This is a genomic window from Nocardiopsis oceani (genome assembly GCF_054777395.1).
Genome location: NZ_BAAHAR010000005.1, coordinates 40,241 through 65,303, shown reverse-complemented (window position 1 = coordinate 65,303; position 25,063 = coordinate 40,241). Strand labels below are relative to the sequence as shown.

Annotated in this window: 21 protein-coding genes; 18 read left to right on the top strand and 3 right to left on the bottom strand. The window is 69.1% G+C overall.

Translation table 11 applies throughout. The features are described from left to right. Window positions 1-60 precede the first annotated feature (60 nt). From ACYVDG_RS03995 to ACYVDG_RS03955, 9 genes are all read left to right on the top strand, one after another. Complete coding sequence (locus ACYVDG_RS03995; protein WP_460746904.1) at window positions 61-1,002, top strand: dihydroorotate dehydrogenase; 942 nt, start codon at window positions 61-63, stop codon at window positions 1,000-1,002. A 318-nt stretch (window positions 1,003-1,320) separates the two neighbouring features. Then, window positions 1,321-2,028 (top strand): orotidine-5'-phosphate decarboxylase, encoded by a 708-nt coding sequence (gene pyrF / locus ACYVDG_RS03990; RefSeq protein WP_460746902.1) that lies wholly within the window; start codon window positions 1,321-1,323, stop codon window positions 2,026-2,028. A 392-nt stretch (window positions 2,029-2,420) separates the two neighbouring features. After that, a complete protein-coding gene (gene mihF, locus ACYVDG_RS03985) occupies window positions 2,421-2,744 on the top strand; it encodes an integration host factor, actinobacterial type (protein WP_460746901.1) in 324 nt (107 codons plus the stop codon). Between the two features lie 346 nt (window positions 2,745-3,090). After that, window positions 3,091-3,681 (top strand): guanylate kinase, encoded by a 591-nt coding sequence (gene gmk, locus ACYVDG_RS03980; protein ID WP_460746900.1) that lies wholly within the window; start codon window positions 3,091-3,093, stop codon window positions 3,679-3,681. Window positions 3,682-3,805: 124 nt separating this feature from the next. Further along, window positions 3,806-4,072, top strand: a complete 267-nt coding sequence (gene rpoZ, locus ACYVDG_RS03975) for a DNA-directed RNA polymerase subunit omega (protein WP_460746899.1) — start codon at window positions 3,806-3,808, stop codon at window positions 4,070-4,072. 179 nt (window positions 4,073-4,251) lie between these two features. After that, the gene (gene coaBC, locus ACYVDG_RS03970) at window positions 4,252-5,445 is read left to right on the top strand and encodes a bifunctional phosphopantothenoylcysteine decarboxylase/phosphopantothenate--cysteine ligase CoaBC (protein WP_460747001.1); all 1,194 of its coding nucleotides are present in this window, start codon (window positions 4,252-4,254) and stop codon (window positions 5,443-5,445) included. Window positions 5,446-5,742: 297 nt separating this feature from the next. Next, complete coding sequence (metK, locus tag ACYVDG_RS03965; protein ID WP_460746898.1) at window positions 5,743-6,936, top strand: methionine adenosyltransferase; 1,194 nt, start codon at window positions 5,743-5,745, stop codon at window positions 6,934-6,936. Between the two features lie 169 nt (window positions 6,937-7,105). Continuing rightward, window positions 7,106-7,765: a hypothetical protein gene (locus ACYVDG_RS03960; RefSeq protein WP_460746896.1), complete on the top strand. Its 660-nt coding sequence runs from the start codon at window positions 7,106-7,108 to the stop codon at window positions 7,763-7,765. 127 nt (window positions 7,766-7,892) lie between these two features. Next, window positions 7,893-8,780 carry a hypothetical protein gene (locus tag ACYVDG_RS03955; RefSeq protein WP_460746895.1) on the top strand — a complete coding sequence of 296 codons (888 nt, stop codon included), beginning with the start codon at window positions 7,893-7,895 and terminating at the stop codon, window positions 8,778-8,780. A gap of 70 nt (window positions 8,781-8,850) precedes the next feature. On the opposite strand, the gene ACYVDG_RS03950 is transcribed toward ACYVDG_RS03955, so the two are convergent. Further along, complete coding sequence (locus ACYVDG_RS03950; protein ID WP_460746894.1) at window positions 8,851-10,083, bottom strand: DUF349 domain-containing protein; 1,233 nt, start codon at window positions 10,081-10,083, stop codon at window positions 8,851-8,853. Between the two features lie 457 nt (window positions 10,084-10,540). On the opposite strand from ACYVDG_RS03950, the gene ACYVDG_RS03945 reads away from it, so the two are divergent. Continuing rightward, window positions 10,541-11,218: an MBL fold metallo-hydrolase gene (locus tag ACYVDG_RS03945; protein WP_460746893.1), complete on the top strand. Its 678-nt coding sequence runs from the start codon at window positions 10,541-10,543 to the stop codon at window positions 11,216-11,218. A gap of 264 nt (window positions 11,219-11,482) precedes the next feature. Next, window positions 11,483-13,279 carry an aspartate--tRNA ligase gene (gene aspS, locus ACYVDG_RS03940; protein WP_460746892.1) on the top strand — a complete coding sequence of 599 codons (1,797 nt, stop codon included), beginning with the start codon at window positions 11,483-11,485 and terminating at the stop codon, window positions 13,277-13,279. A 128-nt stretch (window positions 13,280-13,407) separates the two neighbouring features. On the opposite strand, the gene ACYVDG_RS03935 is transcribed toward aspS, so the two are convergent. Beyond that, on the bottom strand, window positions 13,408-13,548 hold the full coding sequence (locus ACYVDG_RS03935) for a hypothetical protein (RefSeq protein ID WP_460746891.1): 141 nt from the start codon (window positions 13,546-13,548) through the stop codon (window positions 13,408-13,410). 573 nt (window positions 13,549-14,121) lie between these two features. Between ACYVDG_RS03935 and ACYVDG_RS03930 the strand changes: the two genes are divergently transcribed. Together ACYVDG_RS03930 and ACYVDG_RS03925 are read left to right on the top strand one after the other, a co-directional pair. Beyond that, window positions 14,122-16,215, top strand: coding sequence for a SpoIIE family protein phosphatase (locus ACYVDG_RS03930; RefSeq protein WP_460746889.1), 2,094 nt, complete (start codon window positions 14,122-14,124; stop codon window positions 16,213-16,215). A 49-nt stretch (window positions 16,216-16,264) separates the two neighbouring features. After that, window positions 16,265-17,599: a replication-associated recombination protein A gene (locus ACYVDG_RS03925; protein WP_460746888.1), complete on the top strand. Its 1,335-nt coding sequence runs from the start codon at window positions 16,265-16,267 to the stop codon at window positions 17,597-17,599. A 99-nt stretch (window positions 17,600-17,698) separates the two neighbouring features. On the opposite strand, the gene ACYVDG_RS03920 is transcribed toward ACYVDG_RS03925, so the two are convergent. Beyond that, window positions 17,699-19,288: a protein kinase gene (locus ACYVDG_RS03920; protein WP_460746886.1), complete on the bottom strand. Its 1,590-nt coding sequence runs from the start codon at window positions 19,286-19,288 to the stop codon at window positions 17,699-17,701. Window positions 19,289-19,695: 407 nt separating this feature from the next. Here ACYVDG_RS03920 and ACYVDG_RS03915 point away from each other — a divergent pair, with 407 nt between their 5' ends. The 5 genes from ACYVDG_RS03915 to alaS all read left to right on the top strand — a co-directional run bounded on the left by ACYVDG_RS03915 (window position 19,696) and on the right by alaS (window position 24,892). Continuing rightward, the gene (locus tag ACYVDG_RS03915) at window positions 19,696-20,088 is read left to right on the top strand and encodes a DUF948 domain-containing protein (protein ID WP_460746884.1); all 393 of its coding nucleotides are present in this window, start codon (window positions 19,696-19,698) and stop codon (window positions 20,086-20,088) included. Continuing rightward, window positions 20,085-20,363, top strand: coding sequence for a hypothetical protein (locus tag ACYVDG_RS03910; RefSeq protein ID WP_460746883.1), 279 nt, complete (start codon window positions 20,085-20,087; stop codon window positions 20,361-20,363). The genes ACYVDG_RS03915 and ACYVDG_RS03910 overlap by 4 nt, the downstream gene beginning before the upstream one ends. A 410-nt stretch (window positions 20,364-20,773) precedes the next feature. Beyond that, window positions 20,774-21,232, top strand: a complete 459-nt coding sequence (locus tag ACYVDG_RS03905) for a hypothetical protein (RefSeq protein ID WP_460746882.1) — start codon at window positions 20,774-20,776, stop codon at window positions 21,230-21,232. Between the two features lie 151 nt (window positions 21,233-21,383). Beyond that, window positions 21,384-21,911, top strand: coding sequence for a hypothetical protein (locus tag ACYVDG_RS03900; RefSeq protein WP_460746881.1), 528 nt, complete (start codon window positions 21,384-21,386; stop codon window positions 21,909-21,911). Between the two features lie 314 nt (window positions 21,912-22,225). After that, window positions 22,226-24,892: an alanine--tRNA ligase gene (gene alaS / locus ACYVDG_RS03895; protein ID WP_460746880.1), complete on the top strand. Its 2,667-nt coding sequence runs from the start codon at window positions 22,226-22,228 to the stop codon at window positions 24,890-24,892. The last annotated feature ends 171 nt before the right edge of the window (window positions 24,893-25,063 follow it).

Here is a 25,063-nt window from a genome sequence, read left to right as displayed (position 1 = left end):
GACTGACACAGCCACACAACTGACACAGCCACGCATGCGGATGCGAGCGAGCGAAGGCAATTGAACGCAGACCTCAGGACCAGGATGGGCTCCCTCCAGCTTCCGAACCCGGTGGTGACCGCCGCCGGATGCGCGGGTTCGGGGCGCGAGCTGGCCCAGTTCTTCGACATCGGCGAGATCGGTGCCGTCACCACGAAATCGCTGATGCTGGAGCCGCGGGCGGGGAGACCGGCGCCGCGCATGGCGGAGACACCCAGCGGGATGCTGAGCACCACGGGCATGCAGGGGCCGGGCGTCGACGTGTTCCTCCAAAGGGACCTGCCATGGCTGCTCTCCCGAGGGGGGAGGGCGATCGTCTCCATCGCGGGTTCGGGCGTGGGCGAGTTCGGGGAGCTGGCCAGGCGGGTCTCCGACGCGGAGGGGGTCGGCGCCATCGAGGTGAACCTCTCCTGCCTCGATCCGGCCGATCCCCAGGGGCGCTACTTCGCCGACGACGTGGCCCAGGCCGCCGCCGTGGTGCAGACGGTGCGCTCTCACGCCCGGTCGGACCTGCCCGTCCTGGCCAAGCTCTCCGCGGACGTGCCGGACGTCGTGGGCCTGGCCAGCGCCTGCGTCGCGGCCCGGGCGGACGGCCTGACCATGATCAACACCCTGCGGGGTATGAGTGTGGACACCCGGACGCTGAGGCCGACGGTCGCCGGGGGTATGGGCGGCCTCTCCGGCCCGGCGATCCGTCCGCTGGCGGTGGGGTGCGTCTACCGGGTCCACGAGGCCTTCCCCGACGTGCCGATCATCGGCATGGGCGGCGTGCGCACCGGGGCCGACGTCCTGGAGTTCATGGCCGCGGGGGCGAGCGCGGTGGCCGTGGGGACGGTGAACTTCGCCGACCCGTCGGCCTGTACGCGGGTGCTGAGGGAGTTCACCGAGGCGCTCGCTGCACGCGGGGTCGTCAAGGCCGCCGACATCGTGGGCGCCGCCCACCGGGCCGGGATCGGAGTGTGAGGGTCGGTATGCGGCGCCGCAAGGCCCTGACCGGCCTGAACGGCGTTGAGATGGCTCTGTGTGGCCAAGCGGGTGCGTCCGGCATCCGGGCGAGGGTTCGCGGGCGGCGTTCGCCTGCGGCCGTTTGGGCGGCTGTTACGGGGAAGTGATCCGGGATGGGTGCATGAAGCCTTCGATCCGGGGAATCGCACACTCTGATGGTGTGCACATGACAGTGAACGTGCATCGTCCGGTGCTTCTGTAATCACAGACGTAAATACCGACGAATGCCTCAGGCGCCGGCGCTCCGCGTCGGCGGCACACGATTGGAGATACCGAATGACCGCGCCTACCGCGCCCATCGCTGTCGCGATCGACGCCAAGGAGATCGAGACGGCGGCTACCTGGGCCTCGGCGGTCGCACCGCACGTGAGCACGGTGAAGGTGGGCCTGGAGCTGTACCTGCGGTACGGGCCCGAGGTCATCAGCGCAGTGCGCGGCGCGAACCGTGTCGGTGTCTTCCTGGACCTGAAGCTGTACGACATCCCCGCCACGGTCGCCGGTGCGGCGCGTAGTGTCGCGGGCCTTCGGCCCTCGATCCTGACCGTTCACGCAGGAGGGGGCGCGGACATGGTCCGGGCCGCGGTCGAGGCCGCTCCGGACACCAAGATCGCGGCGGTGACAGTGCTCACCTCCATGAACGAGACGGACCTTGAGCAGGTGGGGCTGCTCGGTCCGGCACGGGACGCCGTGCGACGCCTCGCGGCGCTCGCGGTGGGCGCGGGTGCGCGCGCACTGGTGTGCTCGCCGCAGGAGGTTGCGCTCGTGCGTGCTGAGGTGGGCCCGGACGTCACCCTGATCACCCCGGGCGTGCGCCCGGCGGGGGCCGACAAGGGTGACCAGTTCCGGGTGGCCACCCCTGAGGAGGCGATCGAGGCAGGGGCGGATCTTCTGGTCATCGGTCGCCCGATCACCCGTGCCGCGGACCCCGGTGCGGCGGCGTCGTCCATCGCGGCGGCCGTCCGGCGTGCCGGGGTCCGTGTCTGAAACCTCTCCGCGGGGTCCGCGGGTCCGTGTCCTGGGCGGATCCGTTAGGGAACCTGGCGGGTTGGGTGTCCGTGCCGCATCCGTCCCATCACGCGCAGTTATGGATCACGGACGGTCACCGATTAGGTGTGTCCGAAACCGAGGAATCATGGCAAAGAGTGACCCGCGTCACCCCTGGGTGACCTGCGCTGGTGGCACGGTTCACCGGCTCGTCAATCGGGACTAAAGTCCTGATTTTCGTCTCTGGCCGCAATTGAACAGTCACCCTGGGTAGTTCCTTCAATGAAATAGCCCTTGAAAGGGCACTTTACGTTGCCTAACAGGGGTCAGACCTACTAACTTGCGCAGGCGTCCGCCCTCTACAAACGAGTAGAAATCCGAGGTGACCCGGCGTGGCCCTTCCTCCCCTCACACCCGAGCAGCGCAGCGCGGCTCTCGAGAAGGCCGCCAAGGCCAGAAAAGAGCGCGCGGAGGTCAAGAACAAGCTCAAGAACGGTGGTGTCTCGCTGTCCGAGGTGCTTGCCAACGGCCTCAAGGACGAAGTCATCGGCAAGATGAAGGTTTCGGCACTGCTGGAATCCCTCCCCGGTGTCGGCAAAGTCCGTGCGAAGCAGATCATGGAGCGGCTCAACATCGCTGAGTCGCGCCGTGTCCGGGGTCTGGGCACCAACCAGCGTGCCGCCCTGGAGAGCGAGTTCGGCGACCTCACCAAGTAACACCACCGGTGAACAGCCGGACACCGTGCCCGTAGCGTCCCCCACAGTCGCTCGGAGCCGCCTCCCCAAGGGTGGCGGCGCACGGTGAGAAGTATCCGAAGCCGCGGTCGGCGGGCGGGTGGGCCCCAGGTCACACACCGTCCGCCGCACCGCGGCTCGGTGGTATAAAGGGATCTTCCCGCGACCGTACGCGGCGTTCGGGGCTGTTCCGAGGGACACGGCACCGGGGCGCCAGCACGAGCCGCCCGCGGTGCGCGCCGGGCCGCCAGCCCGGTCCCCTTGGCCGCGCACGCCGGGCCGACAGCCCATCGCGTGGCGGAGAGCCGAATGGAAGCCTGATACTCACATGCCTGCGCAGACCGCAGACCAGTCCCGACCGGCCGAGAAGCGGCTGACCGTCCTGTCCGGCCCCTCTGGCGTGGGAAAGAGCACGGTCGTGGCGCACCTGCGTCAGATCGACCCCGACCTGTGGCTCTCGGTTTCGGTGACCACCCGCAAGCCCCGCCCCGGCGAACAGGACGGCGTCCAGTACTTCTTCGTCACCGACGAGGAGTTCGACCGGCTCATCGCCGAGAACCAGCTCCTCGAGTGGGCCCAGTTCGCGGGCAACCGTTACGGAACCCCGCGAGGCCCGGTGGAGGAGCGCCTCAGCGCCGGCTTCCCCGTCCTCCTGGAGATCGAACTCCAGGGCGCGCGCCAGGTGCGCGAGTCCACGGACGACGCACTGCACGTCTTCCTCGCTCCGCCCTCCTGGGAGGAGCTGGTGCGGCGGCTGGCCGGTCGCGGCACCGAGTCCGACGAGGTGATCCAGCGCAGGCTGGAGGTGGCCAAGGTAGAGCTCGCCGCGGAGAAGGAGTTCGACACGACCTTGGTCAACACGTCCGTGCAAGAAGTGTGCGACGAGCTGCTAGCGTTGATCACTGCGCCTAAGGTGTGATAATCGGGCGTCGCTCGCGCCGACCGCACCGACTCCGGGCACCCGAACCGGATGCGCCAAGTTCTGTCCCGTCCCATCCGTCACGGCTTTCGACGAGCCGGAGACCGTCCCTGGGGGTAACAAAGTGGCTGGTACCGAGCCCGTCGCCGAAGGCATCACCAACCCGCCGATCGATGACCTGCTGGCCTGTGTCGACAGCAAGTACAGCCTGGTGACCATGGCCTCCAAGCGGGCCCGCCAGATCAACGCCTACTACGCGCAGCTCGGCGAGGGCCTGCTGGAATACGTCGGCCCGCTGGTCGAGACCCAGGTCCAGGAGAAGTCCCTGTCCATCGCCCTGCGCGAGGTCAAGTCGGGCCTGCTCACCGCGGAGCCCTACGAGGGCACCTGATCGCGCCGACCGGGCTCCTGAATGCTCTGACGCGCCCGTGACGTGTCCGCCGCCCTCCACGCCCGCCACAGGCGCGTGGAGGGCGCTGTCATGCGCGGGGTGCCGGGCTGTCCTCGGCGGCCTCGGCGGAGCGGGCCTGGTAGAACTCATGTGTGAGTGACACAGAATCCGTTCCCCAGGTGGTCCTCGGCATCGGCGGAGGCATCGCCGCCTACAAGGCGTGCGATCTGCTCCGCCAGCTGACCGAGTCAGGCCACCGTGTCCGTGTCGTGCCCACCGCCGACGCCCTGCGCTTCGTCGGTGAACCCACCTGGGCAGCTCTGTCCGGCCAGCCTGTCGCCACCGGCGTGTGGGACCAGGTCCACGAGGTTCCGCACGTGCGCATCGGCCAGTCGGCCGACCTGGTGTTCGTCGCGCCGGCCACCGCCAACATCATGGCGAAGGCCGCCGCCGGACTCGCCGACGACCTGCTGACCAACACCCTCCTCACCGCCCGCTGCCCGGTCGTGTTCGCCCCGGCCATGCACACCGAGATGTGGGAGCACTCCGCCACCCAGGCCAACGTGGCCACTCTGCGCTCGCGCGGTGCCATCGTCCTGGAACCGGCCGAAGGCCGCCTGACCGGAGCCGACACCGGTCGTGGTCGCCTGCCCGATCCCTCCGAACTCTTCGAGGCCGCGCGCCTGGTGCTCCGCCGGGGCGCCGTCGAGTCAGACCTGTTGGGCAAGCGCGTGGTGATCTCCGCCGGAGGCACCCGTGAGGCCATCGATCCGGTCCGCTTCATCGGCAACCACTCCTCGGGCAGGCAGGGGTACGCCCTGGCCCGGACCGCGGCTGCCCGCGGAGCCGACGTGACCCTGGTCGCCGCCAACGTCAGCCTGCCCGACCCGGCCGGTGTTCGCCTGGTGCGCGTGGGCTCGGCGGTGGAACTGGCCGAAACGATGGAAGCCGAACGGGTTGGCGCCGACGCCGTAGTGATGACCGCCGCGGTCGCCGACTTCCGCCCGGTCAACAGCGCGGCCTCCAAGATCAAGAAGTCCGGGGACGCCCCGGCCCCCATCGAGCTCGTGGAGAACCCCGACATCCTCGCCGGGCTGGTCGGGTCCCGGGCGGAGCGGGGGATCGCCCAGACCATCGTGGGCTTCGCCGCGGAGACTGACGACGTCATCGCCAACGGGCGGGCCAAACTGGAGCGGAAGGGCTGCGACCTGCTCGTGGTCAACCAGGTCGGTGGTGGGAAGGCGTTCGGTACGGACGACAACAAGGCGACCGTCCTCGGCGCAGACGGGTCCGTCGTGGACATTCCCACAGGCCCGAAGGAGGACCTCGCTGACCGCGTATGGAACATGGTGGTCGAGCGGCTTCCGAAATAACGGTCTCGATGGGCCGGAAAGCCCTCAGTAGCCCTGGATTCGGGCGCTGGCCGTGTCCCGTCGACGAATCTTCCGCTCTGTGCACTGGATTCCTACCGCTTAGTACGTCACACTTCCTCTTGGTGCTCTGGAACGGCTGATGCGGCCGCCCGGCCAGCACCGCCCCCATGGGTCCAGCTAGAGTGGACCAGATAACCAACCGCGTCGGTCGGCTTTGCCGCCCCCGGCAGGAGCCGAGAGCGTGCGAAGCCGTACCGACACATGTCAGCCAGCAGCCGCTGCAAGGAGTCACGCAACGTGTCCCGTCGCCTTTTCACCTCCGAGTCGGTCACCGAAGGTCATCCGGACAAGATGGCCGACCAGATCAGTGACGCGATCCTCGATGCGATGCTCACCACCGACCCCCGCAGCCGGGTCGCGGTCGAGACGCTGATCACCACAGGTCAGGTCCACATCGCGGGTGAGGTCACCACCCAGACCTACGTCGACATCCCCGCCATCGTGCGCGAAAAGATCCTCGAAATCGGCTATGACTCCTCCGCGAAGGGGTTCGACGGTGACTCCTGTGGAGTCAACGTCTCCATCGACGCCCAGTCCCCGGACATCGCCCAGGGGGTCGACACCGCCTACGAGGCGCGTGTCGAGAACGAGGAAGACGCCCTCGACCGGCAGGGCGCTGGTGACCAGGGCCTGATGTTCGGTTACGCCAACCGCGACACCCCAGAGCTCATGCCGCTGCCGATCAAGTTGGCGCACGCGCTCTCCGAGCGGCTCTCCGAGGTCCGCCGCAACGGCACGGTGCCCTACCTGCGTCCCGACGGCAAGACCCAGGTCACCGTGGAGTACGAGGGCAACACCCCGGTCCGTCTGGACACCGTCGTGGTCTCCAGCCAGCACTCCGCCGATATCAACCTCGACGAGATGCTGGCCCCGGACATCCGGGAGCACGTCATCCAGCCCGTTGTCTCCGCGTACGGTCTGGAGTCGGATGACTACCGACTTCTGGTCAACCCGACCGGCCGGTTCGAGATCGGCGGCCCGATGGGTGACGCCGGCCTGACCGGCCGCAAGATCATCGTCGACACCTACGGCGGCTACGCCCGCCACGGCGGCGGTGCCTTCTCCGGCAAGGACCCGTCGAAGGTCGACCGCTCCGCTGCCTACGCCACCCGCTGGGTCGCGAAGAACGTTGTCGCCGCCGAGCTGGCCGACCGCTGCGAGGTCCAGGTGGCCTACGCGATCGGTAAGGCCCACCCGGTCGGCGTGTTCATCGAGACCTTCGGTACCGAGAAGGTGGCCCCGGAGATCATCGAGAAGGCCGTCAAGGAGGTCTTCGACCTGCGTCCGGCCGCCATCGTGCGCGACCTGGACCTGCTGCGCCCGATCTACTCCAAGACCGCGGCCTACGGCCACTTCGGCCGTGATCTGCCGGAGTTCACCTGGGAGAGCACGGACCGCGCCGCGGCGCTGCGGTCCTTCGTGGGCCTCTAGGGGCTACGCACCAGGAGTGACCCGTTTCGTCTGAGGGCGGGCGGCTGTTCGCGGCCGTCCGCCTTTGGTGTGTTCGGGGGATACCTCCGCATGGCACATACCCATCATGACTACTCCGTGTTATCACGTATGTACAGGTAGTCATGCCGCCATGCGGAGGGGGAACACCATGGCCGTGCCAGCGGCGGTGTCAGCAGCCGGGTTGGCCGCGTTGATCGCGCTGCCCGGGCAATCGGTTCCGACGGACGACGGGCCGGTCCCCGGGGCCGGGAGCCTGCATGTCACCGTCCAAGAGCAGTCCGAGGAGCGCCTCCGCCCCGGCGACCGGGTCGAGTACACCATCCGGGTGCGCAACGCGGGTTACGAGCCGATGCCCGAGGCCCAGGTCGTCCAGTTCCTGCCGCCCTCGATGCGCTACGTGTCGGGAGCCCCTGAGGATTCTGAAGCGGGGGTCGCGGCCTGGGAGCAACCCCTGGAAGCGGGGGAGCGCGCCACTCTGACCGTGGTCGGCGAGATCACCGAGGTCCCCGAGGGCGCCCAGCAGCCGGTCTCCACGGTGTGTGTACGCCCCGGCCCCGGAGCCGACCTCGCCTCCTGTACCGCTTCCGTCCATCATGTCCCGGGGGCGCTCCACTTCGCCTGGGTGGCGGCGGGGATCGCGCTCTTGCTCGCCATTGCGGCGGCCGTGGGCGGCTATCTGCGCTACCGGGGCACCCGAGGACCGCGGCCGGAGCCGGAGGCGCCGAGCAACCACAGCCCGGGTTCGGTGCCCAACATCCGCACCTTCCCGGGCCGGGCCCCCGTCTACCAGCTGGACGCCCACCGTTAGCACAGAGTGATGGGCCGCACTCGGGAGGGGTGCGGCCCATCACTCTGTGTCAAACATTGCCAGGCTTTTCCATGGTTGATCACATGTCAAATGTCACTCTTGGTAGTTGTCTGTGCACAATTATCGCATGAACCTTTGCTCCGGATACGCGCCCACGGCGCCCAAGTCCACCGTCACCGCACGCGGCCTGATCCGCATGGCTGCTGTCTCGGCCAGTGCCGCGATGGTCGCCCCGTTCCTCTGGGGAATGGCTCCGGCCCTGGCCGACGACGCCGATCGCGTCGGTCAGGCCCACGAGTCGATCTCTCAGCCCGTAGGCCCAGTCAGCACGGATTCCGTCAACAAGGTGGAGACCGAACTGCCGGACGTCGTCGAGGACAGACTGCCACGGCAGAGTACCGGCGAGGTCGGTATTCGAGAGGCCGAGCCCGTCGAGGAGTCCGAGGAAGCGGACGCCCGGGGAACGGGCCAGTACGACAAGGGTAAGGACGAGTACCCGAAGGATCCCGAGTACCCGAAGGATCCGAAGGACCCGAAGGACCCCAAGGATCCGAAGGACCCCAAGGATCCGAAGGACCCCAAGGATCCGAAGGACCCCAAGGACCCGAAGGACCCCAAGGACCCGAAGGACCCCAAGGATCCGAAGGACCCCAAGGACCCGAAGGACCCGAAGGACCCGAAGGACCCCAAGGACCCCAAGGACCCGAAGGACCCGAAGGACCCGAAGGACCCGAAGGACCCGAAGGACCCGAAGGACCCGAAGGACCCGAAGGACCCGAAGGACCCGAAGGACCCGAAGGACCCCAAGGACCCCAAGGACCCGAAGGACCCCAAGGACCCGAAGGACCCGAAGGACCCCAAGGACCCCAAGCCTGAGAAGCCGGTCCTGGCGCAGACGGGCGCTTCGGTCGCCCTCCCAGTGGTGGGCGGTCTCCTGACCTCTCTGGCCGGCATCGGCGCTATGCTTCTCGGCCGCCGTCGCCCGTCCGTGGAGCAGAACGACAACCAGCGCTGACGGTCGCACCAGGCTGAACGTACGTACGGGCCGCCCCCTGATGGGGGCGGCCCGTACGCGTTGGGCAGGGTCAGCTCATCTCGTTGAGGGCCTTCTCCGCCTCGGTCAGCCAGGAGCGGCGGGCCTCCAAGGCGGCCTCGTGCTCCTTGATCCGGCGAGCATCGTTATTGGCCTGGGCCTTCGCCAGCTTCGCCTCCAGGTCCGCGATAGCGGTCGAGAGCTGGTTGACGGTGTCCTTCGCTCGGGCGCGCGCCTCGGGGTTCGTACGATCCCACTCGGCGTCCTCGGCCCGGCGCACGCCCTCTTCGATCTGCCGGAAGGCACCCTCCAGCTGGTCGCGCACGTCGCGGGGCAGGTCACCGGCCTCCTCCCAGGCCTCCTGGAAGTGGCGCAGGCGGGCGCGGGCGCGTCGCGGGTCGGAGATGCTCGGGATCTCCGCCTTGGCCTCCGCCAGAATCTTCTCCTTGGCGTCCGCGTTCACCCGCAACGCGGCATCCCGCTCGGCGAAGACCGCGTTACGGGCGTCGAAGAAGGTGTCCTGGGCGGCCTTGAAGCGCGCCCACAGCTTGTCCTCGCTAGCCCGGTCGGCACGGCCACTGGCCTTCCAGCGCTGCATCAGGTCGCGGTAGGCGCGGGCGGTGGGCCCCCAGTCGGTGGAGTTCGACAGGGCCTCGGCCTCGGTAACGATGCGTTCCTTGTCGGCTCGCACGACCTCCCGCTGCTGGTCCAGGTTGGCGAAGTAGGCCTTGCGCCGCTTGGAGAAGGAATTGCGGGCCGCGGACATGCGCTTCCACAGGGCCTGTTCGGTGGGGCGGTCGGCCCGCGGGGCCTTCTTCCACTCCTCGATGAGCTGGAGCATCCGCTCGCCGCCGGACTTCCAGTGCGTGGTCTCCACCGCGACCCGCTCGGCCTCGGCGACGATCCGCTCCTTGATGTCGCGGGCCTGGCCACGGGCCTGTTCCTGAGCCTGCTTCTGCTCGACCTTGCGCTCCTCGGCCCGGTCGGTCAGCTTGTCCAAGCGCCGCATCAGCGAATCCAGGTCACCGACGGCGTTGGCGTCCGTGACCGAGGTGCGGAGCTTCTCGATGCTGGCCATCGCCGCGGAGGCGGACAGATCCGTGCTGCGCAGCCGCTTCTCCAGCAGCTCCACCTCGGTCACCAGAGAGTCGTACTTGCGCCGGAAGAAGGCCAGGGCCTCCGCCGGCGCACCCGCCTGCCACGATCCGACGACCCGTTCGCCTTCGCTTGTGCGCACATAGACCGTGCCGTCATCGTCTACGCGGCCCCAAGGGTCCGTGGTCACCGTGTCCTCCTGCTGTCATGAGCCCGGCCGGTTGGGGTCGGGTTCGGGTCGTCGCGGCGGTACCGCGCCTGTTCGTGATGGGAACCACCGTGCACAAGCACGATATCCATACGTTTCGGCGGACAACGACGCGCCGTGTTTCACCTAGCAGATCGAGAGTGCTGCTCTCGCTGTCATGCCGTCTGGCCGGGCGCGGCACCCGCTGAGAAATAGGCGCAGGTCGAGGGCTCCGGCTCACTCGACGACGGTGACCAATATGGCATTACCACGCGCTGTGGCAAAGAGCCTGGGCGCGGGCGGTGACCGAATGGTGATCAAAAGCGCTCGCTGCGGACTATTCGGTTCGCCGCCTCTCCCGAGGCTCGGTAGGCTCTGCACCTGAGGGTTTGCGTGCCCCCGCCGCGAACGGCCACGCCCTCAGTGCCAGTAGGAACCACAGGACAGGACGATATCCGCCGTGCTCATCGCCGCACTTCCCACCGGGCCCCTCGCCGCGAACTGCTATGTGCTCGCACCGGCCCCGGGCGGCGCATGCGTGATCGTCGACCCCGGGCAGGAGGCCACCCCGCAGGTGGCCAAAGCCCTTGCCGAGCACGACCTGACCCCCGCGGCGGTCCTGCTCACCCACGGACACTTCGACCACGTCTGGTCGGCGGCCGAACTCGGCGACCTCCACGACATCCCGGTGTATCTGCACGACGCGGACCGCGGCCTGCTCACCGAGCCCGCGGCCGGGGTCGACGCCGGCTTCGCCGCCCAGCTGCAGATGCTTCTGGGGCCGGGGCCCTACCCCGAGCCCGCCCAGCTGGTGGAGGTCGAGGACGGCCAGGCCCTCAGCCTCGCCGGTATGGAGTTCACGGTCGAGCACACCCCCGGCCACACCCCGGGATCGGTCGTCTACCTCACCGCGACGGAGGAGGGCGTTCCCGTCATGTTCGCCGGGGACCTGGTCTTCGCCGGATCCATCGGGCGCACCGATTTCCCCGGCGGCGACGGCACGGCCATGGCGCGCAGCCTCACCAAGACCGTGCTGGGCGGTTCCGACCAGACTCAGATCCTCCCGGGACACGGTCCCGCCACCTCGGTCGAGCGCGAGCGCGCCACCAATCCGTACCTGCGCGATATCGCCGGTTGACCCAGAGTCCGCACCGGCCCATCCCGCAGGAAGCACATGACCGTCCAGCAGTCCCCCAGCGTCGACCGACCCAGTGCGTGCACTCGGGCGCACGACGGACGAGATATCCGCACCGGGCCCGCCTAGGGCGGGTTCCGGTGGGTTCCACGCCGCCCTCCCCGGGTTCGGATCCGGGTGCGCACGGGCGGTGTGCACAGGACTGGCCCGTACCGATGCGCAGGTCGGGCACACTTGACAGGAAAAAGACGCTGAAGGAGAAGTTCGTTGATACGCACGCATGAGGCAGGTGCGTTGCGCGCCGAGCACGCTGGCGCGACCGTCGTTCTGGCCGGCTGGGTCGCCCGCCGCCGGGACCACGGCGGAGTGGTCTTCCTCGACCTGCGCGAGGCCTCCGGTGTGGCCCAGGTCGTCGTCCGCGAGGACGACCTCGCCCACGACCTGCGCGCCGAGTACTGCATCAAGGTCACCGGATCGGTCCGGGTCCGCCCGGAGGGCAACGAGAACCCCGAGATCCCCACGGGTGGCGTCGAGGTCGTCGCAGACGAGATCGAGGTGCTCAGCGAGGCGGCCCCGCTGCCCTTCCAGCTGGACAACGCAGCCGAGGTCTCCGAGGAGACCCGGCTGCGCTACCGCTACCTGGACATCCGCCGCGACGAGATGGCAGAGAACCTGCGGATCCGTTCCCAGGCGACCTACATCGCGCACGAGACCATGCGCGACCTCGGGTTCACGTACATCGAGACCCCGTACATGACCCGTTCCACGCCCGAGGGCGCCCGCGACTTCCTGGTCCCGGTCCGCCTCCAGCCGGGCCACTGGTACGCGCTTCCGCAGTCCCCGCAGCTGTTCAAGCAGCTGCTCATGGTCGGCGGCATGGAGCGCTACTACCAGCTGACCCGCTGCTTCCGCGACGAGGACCTGCGCGCCGACCGTCAGCCGGAGTTCACCCAGATCGACCTGGAGATGAGCTTCGTCGACGAGGAGGACATCTTCGCCGTCGGCGAGAAGCTCTTCACCCGCCTCCTCCGCGAGGTCAAGAACATCGAGTTGCCGGCCCAGTTCCCGCGGATGCGGTACGCGGAGGCCATGGACCGCTTCGGCTCCGACAAGCCCGACCTGCGTTTCGGCCAGGAACTCGTTGAGATGACCGAGTACTTCGCCGACACCACCTTCCGCGTGTTCAAGGCCCCCTACGTGGGGGCCGTGGTCATGCCGGGCGGTGCGGGGCAGTCCCGCAAGGAGCTCGACGCCTGGCAGGAGTGGGCGCGCTCGCGCGGGGCGAAGGGTCTGGCGTACGTGCTCGTCCAGGAGGACGGCACCCTGGGCGGCCCGGTCGCGAAGAACCTGACCGACGCCGAGCGTGACGGACTGACCGCCAAGGTCGGCGCGGAGCCGGGCGACGCGATCTTCTTCGCCGCGGGCAAGCGCACCGAGAGCCAGGAGCTGCTCGGCGCGGCCCGTCTGGAGATCGGCAAGCACGGCGGCCTGATCGACACCTCCCGCTGGGAGATCCTGTGGATCACGGACATGCCGCTCTTCGAGGAGGCCGACGAGGAGGGTGCCTGGAAGCCGGTGCACCACCCCTTCACCGCCCCCGCGGTCGCCGACGAGAACGACTTCCACGACCACCCGGGTACGACCAACTCGCGCGCGTTCGACCTCGTGCTCAACGGCTACGAGCTGGTGTCGGGTTCGATCCGTATCCACCGTGCCGAGATGCAGCAGCGCATCTTCGACACGATCGGCCTGAGCAAGGAGGAAGCGGAGTCGAAGTTCGGTTTCCTGCTGGAGGCCTTCAAATTCGGCCCGCCTCCGCACGGTGGCCTGGCCGTGGGCTGGGACCGCATCATCATGCTCCTGGCCGGTCAGCCGACCATCCGCGAGGTCATCGCCTTCCCGAAGACCGCTTCGGGCGGTGACCCGCTCACCGGTGCGCCGACGCCGATCACGGGCGAGCAGCGGGGCGAGGCGGGGATCGACGTGGACCCGTCGGCGGTGGAGGCCGAGAAGGCGGAGAAGGCCGCCAAGGCCGAAAAGGCTGCTAAGCCCGCGAAGGCTTAGCGGAGCCTACAGGGTTCAGCTTCCTGTCACGGGGCGGTACAGCGGGGCACCCGCGTACCGCCCCGTTTTCGTGTTTGGCTGGTGGGGTGCTGGGGCCTAGCTGTACTCAACCCCTGTGGTCAGTACACCTAGCGCTTGGTGGCACCGCAGCGTTGGCAGCAGATGTCCTCGTCGTCGGGGTTGCTGTGGGTACAGAGCCGACAGGTCCAGTTCCACGTGACTCCGCGGAGGAGGGTGCCTGTCGCGGGGCGGGCACGTTCAGGGGGCATCGTGAATCCTCGGGGTGTGCGGCGGGTTCTCGACTGACCAGTTCGGTGCCCGGGATGAAGGCGCTTTGAACGTGCCACATTCGGCCAGAAAGGGGAAAGTGGTGATTAACAGGTCAAATGCCCCGTCCGTAATAGTGAAGCGGACCGTTCGCGGATGCGATCGGGCCCGTCATCCCCTACCGTTGGGGGCGAATCACCCTCCCATACCGTGAATCGCACGTGTCTTGGAGTGAACACAGTGCATCAACGGGACCCGTTCCATTCCGGGTCGGGGTGGGATCGGAGTGCATTTCTGCGCAACCGAGTCACACGAGCGTAACGATTCGCGCCCTGGGGTCGGCAAGGATCTAGGAACGGATCCTGTCGGTACCCCGCCGCATTGTTGGACCATCAGTCTCCGTGTTCGACGAGGTGGCGCAGCCGACGGGGGCGGGCGCCGCAGTGCCCGCTCCGGCTTCCTACCCGGACCGGGACCGTCGCCGGACACTACAATGAGCCGAATCGGTACGTTCCAGGGGTGACCGCGCCTGTGCGCGGGTGTGACGTCCGAAACGACACGAGGATGAGTCATACGTGAACGGAAAACGCGCTTCAGGCGGTGGCTCCGCGGGCGCTCTCGCGGGGGCGTTCCGCCATGCACCCGAGCCCATGGCGGTCACGGGGGCCGATGGCGCGATCCAGCACGCCAACCACGCGTTCACCGAGCTCTTCGGCCGCGGAGCCGAGGAGCTCACCGGCAAGCCGTGGTTCGAACTCCTGGAGGCCAATGACGTCGAAACCGGATCTCGGGCCCACCGCGACGCGCTCGAAGGCCGCGGGCACCGGCGCTTCCGGCTGAGCCTGTCGGTTACCGACAAGTCATCCCGCCTGGCCGAGGTGGAACTGCGGCCGGTCGCGCCGGACCCCGAGGCGGCTGACAGTGACACGCCCGCGGACCACCACGCGCCGGAGGGACGTGCGGCTGCTGTCGTGCTGTTCCACGTGCTGTCCACCGAGGAGGCGGACCTGCGCGTCGTCGGTGATCTGCGCACCGACAACTCCGACTCCGTCCTGTGGAGCCTGGACCTCAGCAACGGCCGCCTGCGCGAGCTGTTCGGCCCGACCCCCTTGGGTTCCCTCCTCGCCGGGAACGACTGCGACCTCGAGGGCATCCTCGAGCGGATCCATCCGGACGACACCGCCCGGGTCCGCGACGCCATGTCGGCCTCCTTCTCCGGACGCGACTACGAACAGCGGTTCCGGGTCTTCGACCGCCTCGGCGACGAGCGCTCCCTGCACGTGCGCGCCCGGTACGTACCCGGCGCGCCCGACCGCCTCGTCGGGATCGTCGACGACGTCACGGAACACGTCCAACTGGTCCGCAGGCTCGCCGACCGGCGCCGAACCGAGGCTGAACACGGCCGCCTGGTTACCGAACTGTCCTCCAAACTCGTCTCGGCCACCACCGTCGACAAGGTCATGGACCTGCTCAGCGAGGAGTTCCTGCCGATCTTCGGCGGCACCCACGCCATAGCGCTGTACGTCGAGGACGGCCTGCTGCGCGCCTCGCCCAGCGCCAAGGGTCGCGGCAACGTCACCCGAATCGACGGGCGCCGCGCCGACGACACAGACTTCCCGATGGGCGCGGTCATCCAGGACAGGCAGCCCCGCTTCTTCGAGAGCCGCGCCGAGATCGTCAGCCGGTTTCCCGCCGCGGTCGACCTGATGCGCTCGGTCCGCGGCCAGGCCTGGGCCACGGTGCCGATCTTCGGCGACGGCAAGATCGCCCTCGGTGTGTGGCAGATGGTCTGGGACCGGCCCCACCACGCCAGCCGGGACGAACGCGCGCTCATGCTCACCTTCGCGGGGCTGGCCGGCCAGGCCCTCCAACGGATCAAGGCACAGCAGGCGGAGCTGGAGCTGGCCGACGCCGTCCAGCGCCGCATGCTGCCCCGGCAGGTGGCGAGCTTCCCCGACATGGACATCGCCACCAAGTACCTGCCCTCCCGAGCGGAGTGGCGGATCTGCGGCGACTTCTACGACGTCATCGAGCTGCCCGATAACAAGGTCGGGCTCTTGGTCGGCGACGTCCAGGGACACGGTGTCGAGGCGGCCGCGGCCATGGGACAGATTCGTGTGGCCTTCCGCGCCTACGCCACCAACCAGTCCGATCCCGGCGTGGTCCTGGGCGAGACCAACCGCCTGCTCACCGAGACCGGCGAGATCGTCTTCGCGACCTGCGGCTACTTGGTCGTGGACCGCGAGACCGGGGTCATGCAGGCTGCCTGGGCGGGCCAGCCGCCCGCCGTGCTCGCGGCCAAGGGCGCCTACGAGTTGTGGTCCCCCGAGACCGGCCCGCCCTTGGGGGTCCTCCCGGACACCGAGTACACCGTCACCACCCGGGTCCTGGCGCCGGGCACCACGCTGCTCCTGTGTTCGGACGGGCTCGTGGAGAGCTCCGACGTCACCATGCACGACGGTCTGGCCCAGGTGGGCGAGGCACTCGCCGAACATGGGGACACCCCCAAGGCGGCCGCGCACGTCCTCGCAGAGATGGCCCCCGCGGGACGCGGCGACGACATCGCCCTACTGGTCACCCGCATGATCCCGAGAGCGGTGCCCCCGCCGGAACAGGCCGAGAGCCCCGAGAACCTGTCCGTCGGGTCCTCCGACCGCCACGAGGGCTGACTTCGGGGCACGGTCCGCGAACGTCCCCGGTCTCGCCTACCCTGGGTGCGTGTCCGAAACACTGTTCGACGATGCCGGGGCCGAAGCCGCCAAGGGACAGGAGCCGCTGGCCGTGCGTATGCGGCCGCGCTCCCTGGACGAGGTCGTGGGCCAGAGCCACCTCCTGGGCGAGGGCAGTCCGCTGCGCCGCCTGGTCGAGGACGACGCGCCCATGTCCGTGTTCCTGTGGGGTCCCCCCGGGACGGGCAAGACCACCCTCGCCACCGTCGTCAGCCGGGTCACCCAGCGCCGGTTCGTGGAACTGTCCGCGGTCAACGCCGGGGTCAAGGACGTCCGTGCGGTCGTGGACGAGGCGAAGCGGCGCATGGGCATGAACGGCACCCGCACGCTGCTCTTCGTCGACGAGGTGCACCGCTTCAACAAGACCCAGCAGGACGCCCTGCTGCCCGCGGTGGAGAACCGCTGGGTGAGCTTCATCGGAGCCACCACTGAGAACCCGTTCTTCTCCGTGGTCAGCCCGCTCCTCTCCCGCTCCCTGCTGCTGTCGCTGGAATCCCTCGACGACAGCGACATCCACGCCTTGGTGAACCGCGCGCTGACTGAGGAACGCGGGCTGGACGGCCGCTACACCCTCACCGGGGAGGGCGCCGACCACCTCGTCCGGCTGGCCGGGGGAGACGGACGCCGTTCCCTCACCTACCTGGAAGCCGCCGCGCTCGTCTCCGGGGCTCCGGCGAAAGACCCCGTGGAGATCACCGCGGAAGACGTCGAGCGGGCGGTCGACCGCCACGCCGTGCGCTACGACCGCTCCGGCGACCAGCACTACGACGTCATCAGCGCCTTCATCAAGAGCATGCGGGGCTCGGACCCCGACGCCGCCCTGCACTACCTGGCCCGCATGGTCGAGGCGGGGGAGGATCCGCGCTTCATCGCTCGGCGCCTGGTCGTACACGCCAGCGAGGACGTCGGCATGGCCGACCCCACCGCATTGCAGACCGCCGTCGCGGCCGCGCAGGCGGTGGAGCTCATCGGTATGCCCGAGGCCCGGATCAACCTGGCGCAGGCGGTCATCCACATCAGCCTCGCCCCGAAATCCAACGCGGTGATCACCGCGATCGGCGAGGCCATGGCCGACGTGCGCGCGGGCAACGCGGGACCGGTCCCGGCACACCTGCGCGACGGCCACTACAAGGGCGCGGCCGACCTCGGGCACGGGAAGGGCTACCGCTACGCCCACGACTTCCCCGGCGGGGTCGCCCCGCAGCAGCACGCCCCCGAAGGGCTCACTGAACGCGAGTACTACCGCCCGACCCAGCACGGCACCGAGCGGCGCTTTTCCGAGGTCCTCCAGAAGATCAAGAGCGTCCTCAAGGGCGGCGGTTAGGCTCCCGCCCCTGGGGTCCCTGCACAGCCGTCACCCCGAGCCGCCCCGCTCCCAAGCGGCCCCGACATCCGGGAGCCCACCCCGCCCGCAGGGCCGGGGTCAGTCCGCGAACAGCTCGGTGACCTCCACGACCTCGCGGGGGCCTTCGTCGTCCTGGTCCTCAGCGAAGGTGATCTCGACGATCATCACCGGACCCCAGCTCAGGTAGTCGACGAAATCGCTCCCGCTCAGGTCCCAGGTACCGCGCCCGTCCTCGTCGAGGAAGACGTGCTCGGGGGCGGCGCAGAACTTGGCGCACTTCACCTCGGCGTCCGGCAGGATGACGGCCTCGGCCTCGTCGCCGTCCTCATCCCACTGTTCGGCCCAGGCATCGTGGCTGGGGATCCCTTGGTTGCGCGGGATGTCGTCGTCCCGGTCGACCGGGGTGTACACCCAGGCGCGCTCCTCCTCGTTTTCCTCGACGTCCTCCGGTTCGTCCTGCTCAGCGGGATCGAACCGCACGATCAGGGTGCTGGGCTCCTCGTCCGCCTCTTCTTCCTCGGCGGCGTCCTCGTCATCGGCGTCGTCGTCCTCCTCGGCGGCCACCGGACCGGCCTCGGCGCTGCCACCGGTGATCTGGGTGATGCCCCAGACGCCTCCGCCGATGAGCACGACCGCCATCGCGACGGCCCCCGCCACGAAGAGCGTCCGGGTGGGACGGCGGTTGGACATGCGCCCTTCCAACCGGATCACCTCGGGTACCCGGGCGGGCGGCTCCACCGCGTGCCACTCGCGTTCGAGGATCCGGCCGATCTCCTCGCGGTTACCGGACGCCGGTTCCGCGCCCTCCGCGGTGTTCTCGGCCTGCCAGACGGCGATGACGGCACCGATGACCTCGCGCAGACTCGGCCGCCGGTCCGGGTTCGGGTCCAGGGCGCGCCCCACGACGGGGCGCAGGCCCTTCGGCAGGCCGTCCAGATCGAAGTCTCCCGAGGCCACGCGTTGCGCGATCTCCTCGGGCTCTCCGGGGCCGAAGGGCAGGCGTCCGGTCCCGGCGAAGGCCACGATGGCGCCCCAGGCGAACACGTCGGCCACGGGTGTGGCGATCCCGCCCCGGTAGCGCTCCGGGCTCAACCAGGTGGCGCCTGAGCCGCGCAGCCGCTCGGAATCCCCGGCGATGGCGCAGTCCATGATGTGCGGTCCGTGCGATTCCAGGAGGATCTCGCTGGGGCGCAGCGAACCGTGCGCCACCCCGCGTGCGTGTAGGGCGGACAGCCCTTCGGCCAGCCCGGTGCTCAGCGCGATCAGCTTGCCCACACCGAGACCGCCCCGTTTGGTCACGTAGTGGGAGAGGCGCTGGCCGGCCAGGTAAGGCATGGACAGCCACGGGGGGTTGGCGTCCGCGTCGAAGGTCAGGGGGGTGACCACGCGGTGGGGGTCGACCGCGGCCAGGTTCCGGAGCCGCTGGCCGAGGGCCGGGTAGATGTCGGGTGACTCCAGCTCGGGGGACTTGAGGGTCTTCACCGCGACCAGGCGGTCCTCCGAGGTGGTGGACCCGGTGTCCACGGCCGCGTAGACGGTACCGGTGGAACCCTGGCCCAGCCGTCCGAGGACGAGGTAGGGCCCGATCCGTGCCGGGTCGTCCGGGTAGAGGGGTGCCAGGTCCGGTGGTACCAGTACGGAGATCTCTCGGGGAGAACGAGGGCTCATGGGTGTCCTGTCGGTGCTTCTGGGGCCAGCGATCGGTTTCTGGGGTCGCGGTGTCCCGACATCGTAGTGAAGATCCCGCTCTGTAGTTATTCTCGCCGAAGATCTCCGCTTTCGTCGATGCCCGGGGCCTCCACCGGCCATCACGGAATGGGGCTGTTCGGATACGTGACCGCTTCCATCCGTTGCCACACCGTGGTGTCTCCCCGCGTCCCGCCGGTGGACGCGATAGGGTCGTCCGAAACCGTCCCCCGACCCGCATGGGCGGGGTGGCGAACACGGCTCGGGAGTCCCGACCGGGCGCAGTCGCTGGCCCCCCGTACCCACTCTCGGTACCCGGTGCGTGCCCGCGCGCGCCGAGACCGTTCGTACACCCTCGAAGCAACCCTCTATCTGCCTACGGAGCCTTCATGCTGACCGGAGGAGAGGTCGCCGCGCTCGTCGCCGCGGTGGTCTGGGCGGTGCTGGCCACGTTCCTGTGCGTGGCGCTCGTCAAACTGATCAAGCTCATCAACGCGACCACCAAGGTCGTTTCAGAACTGGGGGAGCGGACCCCGCCACTGCTGGACGACGTCTCCTCCACGGTGGAGCGCACCAACACCTCGCTGGAGCGCGTCGAGGAGATCACCGCCAACGTGCAGGCCTCCTCAGAGGACGTCTCCACCATGACCGCGCTCACCCGCTCGGTGTTCACCGGGCCGCTGGTGAAGGTCGCCTCGTTCTCCTACGCGATCCGGCAGGTCTTGGGGCGCCGCAAGGCCCTGGCCGTGATGCGTGGCCGCAAGCGGAAGGCGGAGCGGTGATCGGTCGACTGTTCTACCTCGCCGCGGGCGCCGCTGTCGGCGGCTACGTGGTCCACCGCGTGAACCGGGCCCGCAACGCCCTGACCCCCGGCGGTATCGCCGACCGGGTCGAGGGCCGGGTCTCGGAGTACCGAGGCGCACTCCAAGAGCTCAACGAGGACCTCGCGGAGGCCGTCCGCCAAGAGGAGGCGGAGATGCTGCGCAACTACGCGCCCAAACACCGTGGCCTGCCCGCCGCCGGTGACGCGCCGGACGAGCTCCGGGGACGCGGGTAGCCACCCCTTTTCCGGCCCCGCGGTAGCGGCGGAGCACCGGGGGAGGGGAGCGGGAGCGGGCTGCGCGGGAAGGCTCGACTTGCCGACAGGGTAAGCCTCTGGTAAATGGGCCGCTTCTGTAGGCTGGTTGGTCCGACCACAGAGGGAGGACAGCCATGTACCCGCCTCAGCCCCCGAACGGTCCCGACGAGGGCGGACACCACCAGTACCCGTCCAGCCAGCCCGGTCCGTACGGGGAGCAGCCCTACGGTGGTCAACCAGAGCAACCCCAGCCCTACGGTGCGCCGCCCGGTCCGGTTGCGCCCTATGGTGGCCAGCCCTATGGCGGTCATCCGGATCCTTACGGTGCCCCGCCGGACCCCTACGGTGCGCCGTCCGGCCCCCAGAGCGGCTCCCAGGAACCCGCAAGGATGCCCGGTACGGCCATCGCCGTCCGGGTGCTCATGTTCATCGGCGGCGTCTTCGGGCTGCTGTTCGGCGGCCTCTTCCTGCTCTCGGGCATCTTCCTCACGGGCGACAACGAGGTCACCCGTGAGTTCGCGGAGGTGTCGTCGGAGATGGGTATGGCCGTGAGCGCGGCGGAGGTCGCCGGAGTCCTCATGGTTCTCGGGACCGTCACCTTGGCCTACGGGCTCCTCTCCACCGCGCTTGCCTCGTTCATGGGACGCCGCAGCCCGGTGGTCCTGTGGCTGATCGTCGCCTTCCACGTCCTGGCCGCCCTGACCCTGGTCTTCTCCATGGTCGGCGCGGGAGACGTCTTCTCTTCGATCCCGTTCCTCTTCGCGGTCGGCATGATCATCATGATGGTGCTCCCGGTCACGCGGGCCTACTACCAGAAACCGCCGGCCAACCCCTACGTCGCCTACTGACGGACGGGGCGCCGTAGCGCCGAGGGGCCGGACACCGACCGGCCCCTCGGCCGCGCCCGCCGGGTAGGAACAACACGGTTAGTCCCTTTTCGGGTGCTCTCTGTAGAGTCTGCGACGACAAATTCCAACACGCACCCGTGAGAGGTACGCCATGCACCCCTCTAACCAGCCCGACCCCCAGCAGGGCGGATACGGCTACCCCCAGCCCCCCGTGTCACCGGGGGGTCCACCAGCCCCGATGATGCCGCATGACGACACCGTCCCCGGTCAGGCCACCACGGTCCGGGTCCTGATGTTCATCGGTGGCCCCATCGGCATCGTGGTCGGCTTGGTCATCGGGTTCATCGCCCTGCTCGGCTTCGGTACCGGCCAGCTCGTCGAAGGGCTGAACGAGGGAGACGTCGATAGCGGCGCCTTCAGCTTCCTGGCAGGGGCCGTCGGCCTCTTCGCGTTGATCCCCTTTGTCTACGGCTTCGCCTCAACCCTGCTCGCCGCTCTCATGGGCCGCCGCAAGAAGGGGATCTACTGGGGGACCGTCGCTTTCAACATCGCGGCGGCCCTGTTCCTGGTGCTCTTCGTGATCTCCGGTGACAACCTCATGCTGGTCCCGCTGGCCTTCCACGCGACGATGGCCGCGCTGATGTTCGTCCCGAGGGTCCGGGTGTTCTACGGGGTCTGACCACCTTCGCCGCACCGGGCTGATCCGGTCAGCCCGGTGCGTGGAGGGGCCGGTCACCGACCGGCCCCTCCGCTGCGCCCGGGGCACGGCCCGCCAGCGGGGATCCGTCGGCGGCCAGCGGCGATAACCTGGGAACAACCGGGCCGCCGCCCTTGTCCCCTCCGGGAACGGGTCCTCCGGCGGCCACGACAAACCATGCGCGCAGGCGTGGCGGCTCCCTCTACGATGGGCCCCTATCGACCACGCGTGACCACGGTCCCACCCAGGGACAACCCGTCGCCCAGGGCGGCGGAGCCAAGCACAGGAGGGCATCAATGGAGACGGCAGAGATCGCGCGCCGCTTCCTCAGTTTCTTCGAGAAGAACGGACACACCGTGGTGCCCTCGGCAAGCCTGATCGCCGAGGATCCCACGCTGCTGCTGGTGCCCGCAGGCATGGTCCCCTTCAAGCCCTACTTCCTGGGTCAGCGCACGCCCGCCTACGACACCGCCACCAGCGTCCAGAAGTGCATCAGGACCAAGGACATCGAGGAGGTCGGCCAGACCTCCCGGCACCTCACCTTCTTCCAGATGCTGGGCAACTTCTCCTTCGGCGACTACTTCAAGGAGAAGGCGATCCCGCTGGCCTGGGAGCTCATCACCACCCCCGTGGAGGACGGCGGCTTCGGGATCGACCCCGAGAAACTGTGGGTGACCGTCTACCTCGACGACGACGAGGCCGCTGCCATCTGGCGGGACAAGGTCGGGGTCCGGCCCGAGCGCATCCAGCGCATGGGCATGGAGGAGAACTACTGGGACATGGGCGTGCCCGGCCCCTGCGGTCCCTGCTCCGAGATCTTCTACGACCGCGGCCCCGAGTACGGGGTGGAGGGCGGTCCCGAGGCGGACGAGAACCGCTACATCGAGATCTGGAACCTCGTCTTCATGCAGTACGAGCGGGGTGAGGGGTCGGGCAAGGACTACCCGATCCTCGGGGACCTGCCCAAGCAGAACATCGACACCGGCCTGGGCCTGGAAAGGCTGGCGGCCGTCCTGCAGGGTGTCGACAACATCTACGAGACCGACATCATCGGCCGCGTGCTGCACCGCGCCGCTGAGCTGACCGGGACCGCCTACGGTGACAGCCACGAGAACGACGTGATGCTCCGCGTGGTAGCCGACCACGTGCGCAGCGCCGTCATGCTCGTCGGCGACGGCGTCAAGCCCGGCAACGAGAAGGCCGGATACGTCCTGCGCCGCATCCTGCGCCGCTCGATCCGGAACCTGCGCCTGCTCTCGGGCACCGATGCCTTCTTCCTGCACGAGCTGACCGAGGTCAGCGTCGACGCGATGAAGGACATCTACCCGGACCTGTCGGACAAGGCCGACGTCATCCACGGCGTGATCGACAACGAGGAGCGCAACTTCGCGGACACCCTCCGGGCGGGCACCACGCTCTTCGGCCGGGCGGCCGAGCGCACGCGCGCCGCGGGCGGCACCGTCTTCTCCGGTGCGGACGCCTTCCAGCTCCACGACACCTACGGCTTCCCCATCGACCTCACCCTGGAGATGGCCGCCGAACAGGGCCTGAGCGTGGACGAGGGTTCCTTCCGCGAGCTCATGCAGCGCCAGAAGGACACGGCGAAGGCGGACGCCAAGGCCAAGAAGCTCGGCAACGCGGACCTCTCCCTCTACTCCCAGATGCAGGAGAAGGCGGGCGACACCGAGTTCCTCGGTTACACCGACTCCGAGAGCGAGTCGCACGTCAAGGGCATCGTCGTGGACGGGGCCGGTGTCCCGGCCGCGCGTGCGGGAGACCGCGTCGAGATCGTCCTGGACCGTACCCCCTTCTATGGTGAGAGCGGTGGACAGCTCGCCGACACCGGAACCCTGACCGTGGACGGGCGAGGGGTGGTGGACGTCGAGGACGTCCAGAAGCCGCTCCCGGGCCTGTTCGTGCACCGGGGCAGCGTGCGCTCGGGGGAGGTCGTGCTGGACGACGCCGTGCACGCGGAGATCGACACCGGCCGACGCCGGGCGATCGAACGGTCCCACTCGGCCACCCACCTCATCCACTCCGCGCTGCGCAACGCGATCGGCCCCTCCACGGGGCAGGCGGGTTCGGAGAACCGCCCCGGCCAGCTGCGCTTCGACTTCACCGCGGACAGCGCGCTCGGCGGTGAGCGCCTGGCCGAGGTCGAGGAGGAAGTCAACACCGTCCTCGCCGGCGACATCGCGGTCCAGACCGAGGAGAAGAGCCTGGACGAGGCGCTCCAGATGGGCGCGCTGGCCATGTTCGGGGAGAAGTACGGCGACCGTGTACGCGTTGTGGAGATGAGTGACTACTCGGTCGAACTGTGCGGTGGCACGCACGTCGGTTCCACCGCGAAGCTCGGCATCGTCAAGCTGTTGGGGGAGTCCTCCATCGGCTCCGGTGTGCGCCGTGTCGAGGCGGCCGTCGGTGCGGACGCCTTCAAGCGCCTGTCCAAAGAGTCGGCCCTGGTCGGCCAGCTCTCCGAGCAGCTCAAGACGCCCCGCGAGGAGCTCCCTGAGCGGATCGACTCCATGGTCTCCCGGCTGCGGGCCGCGGAGAAGGAGATCGAGAAGCTGCGCGCCGCACAGGTGCTCCAGGCCGCGGGCGAGATCGCTGCGGGTGCGCGCCGTCACGGCTCCGCCCTCGTGGTGGCCACCGAGGCGCCGGAGGGCGCCAGCGGAGACGATCTGCGCAAGCTGGTGCTGGACGTACGCGGGCGCTTCGGTGAGGACGAGCCCGTGGTCGTGGCGATGACCGCCGTGCCCAAGGACCGTCCCGTCGTGGTGATCGCCGCGAACAAGGCGGCGCAGAAGGAAGGGATCAAGGCCGGCGAGCTCGTGGGCGTGGCGGCCAAGGCCCTCGGAGGCGGTGGCGGCGGCAAGCCGGACATCGCCCAAGGCGGCGGCAGCGACGTGGGCAAGGTCGGCGAGGCCCTTCGCGCCGTGGAGGCACGCGTCGCGGGCGTCTAGGGGAGTCCCGTGCGGCCGGCCGGGTCACCCGCGTGTGAACCGCAGTACCGGCCCTTCCCCGCAGGGCGGCCCCTTGTGAACAGCGGTGCCCTGTCAACGGCGGGGACGGAACCGGGCAGGTTCCGCCCCCGCCGAGGCCGTGCGGTGGTACCCCTCACATTCGGCGGCCGT

Bases quoted from the DNA above. Each gene is read 5' to 3' on its own strand.
- pyrF (WP_460746902.1), top strand. From the start codon at position 1,321: ATGACCGCGCCTACCGCGCCCATCGCTGTCGCGATCGACGCCAAGGAG.
- gmk (WP_460746900.1), top strand. From the start codon at position 3,091: ATGCCTGCGCAGACCGCAGACCAGTCCCGACCGGCCGAGAAGCGGCTG.
- ACYVDG_RS03960 (WP_460746896.1), top strand. From the start codon at position 7,106: ATGGCCGTGCCAGCGGCGGTGTCAGCAGCCGGGTTGGCCGCGTTGATC.
- ACYVDG_RS03955 (WP_460746895.1), top strand. From the start codon at position 7,893: ATGAACCTTTGCTCCGGATACGCGCCCACGGCGCCCAAGTCCACCGTC.
- ACYVDG_RS03935 (WP_460746891.1), bottom strand. From the start codon at position 13,548: ATGCCCCCTGAACGTGCCCGCCCCGCGACAGGCACCCTCCTCCGCGGA.
- ACYVDG_RS03920 (WP_460746886.1), bottom strand. From the start codon at position 19,288: ATGAGCCCTCGTTCTCCCCGAGAGATCTCCGTACTGGTACCACCGGAC.
- ACYVDG_RS03915 (WP_460746884.1), top strand. From the start codon at position 19,696: ATGCTGACCGGAGGAGAGGTCGCCGCGCTCGTCGCCGCGGTGGTCTGG.
- ACYVDG_RS03905 (WP_460746882.1), top strand. From the start codon at position 20,774: ATGCCCGGTACGGCCATCGCCGTCCGGGTGCTCATGTTCATCGGCGGC.
- ACYVDG_RS03900 (WP_460746881.1), top strand. From the start codon at position 21,384: ATGCACCCCTCTAACCAGCCCGACCCCCAGCAGGGCGGATACGGCTAC.
- alaS (WP_460746880.1), top strand. From the start codon at position 22,226: ATGGAGACGGCAGAGATCGCGCGCCGCTTCCTCAGTTTCTTCGAGAAG.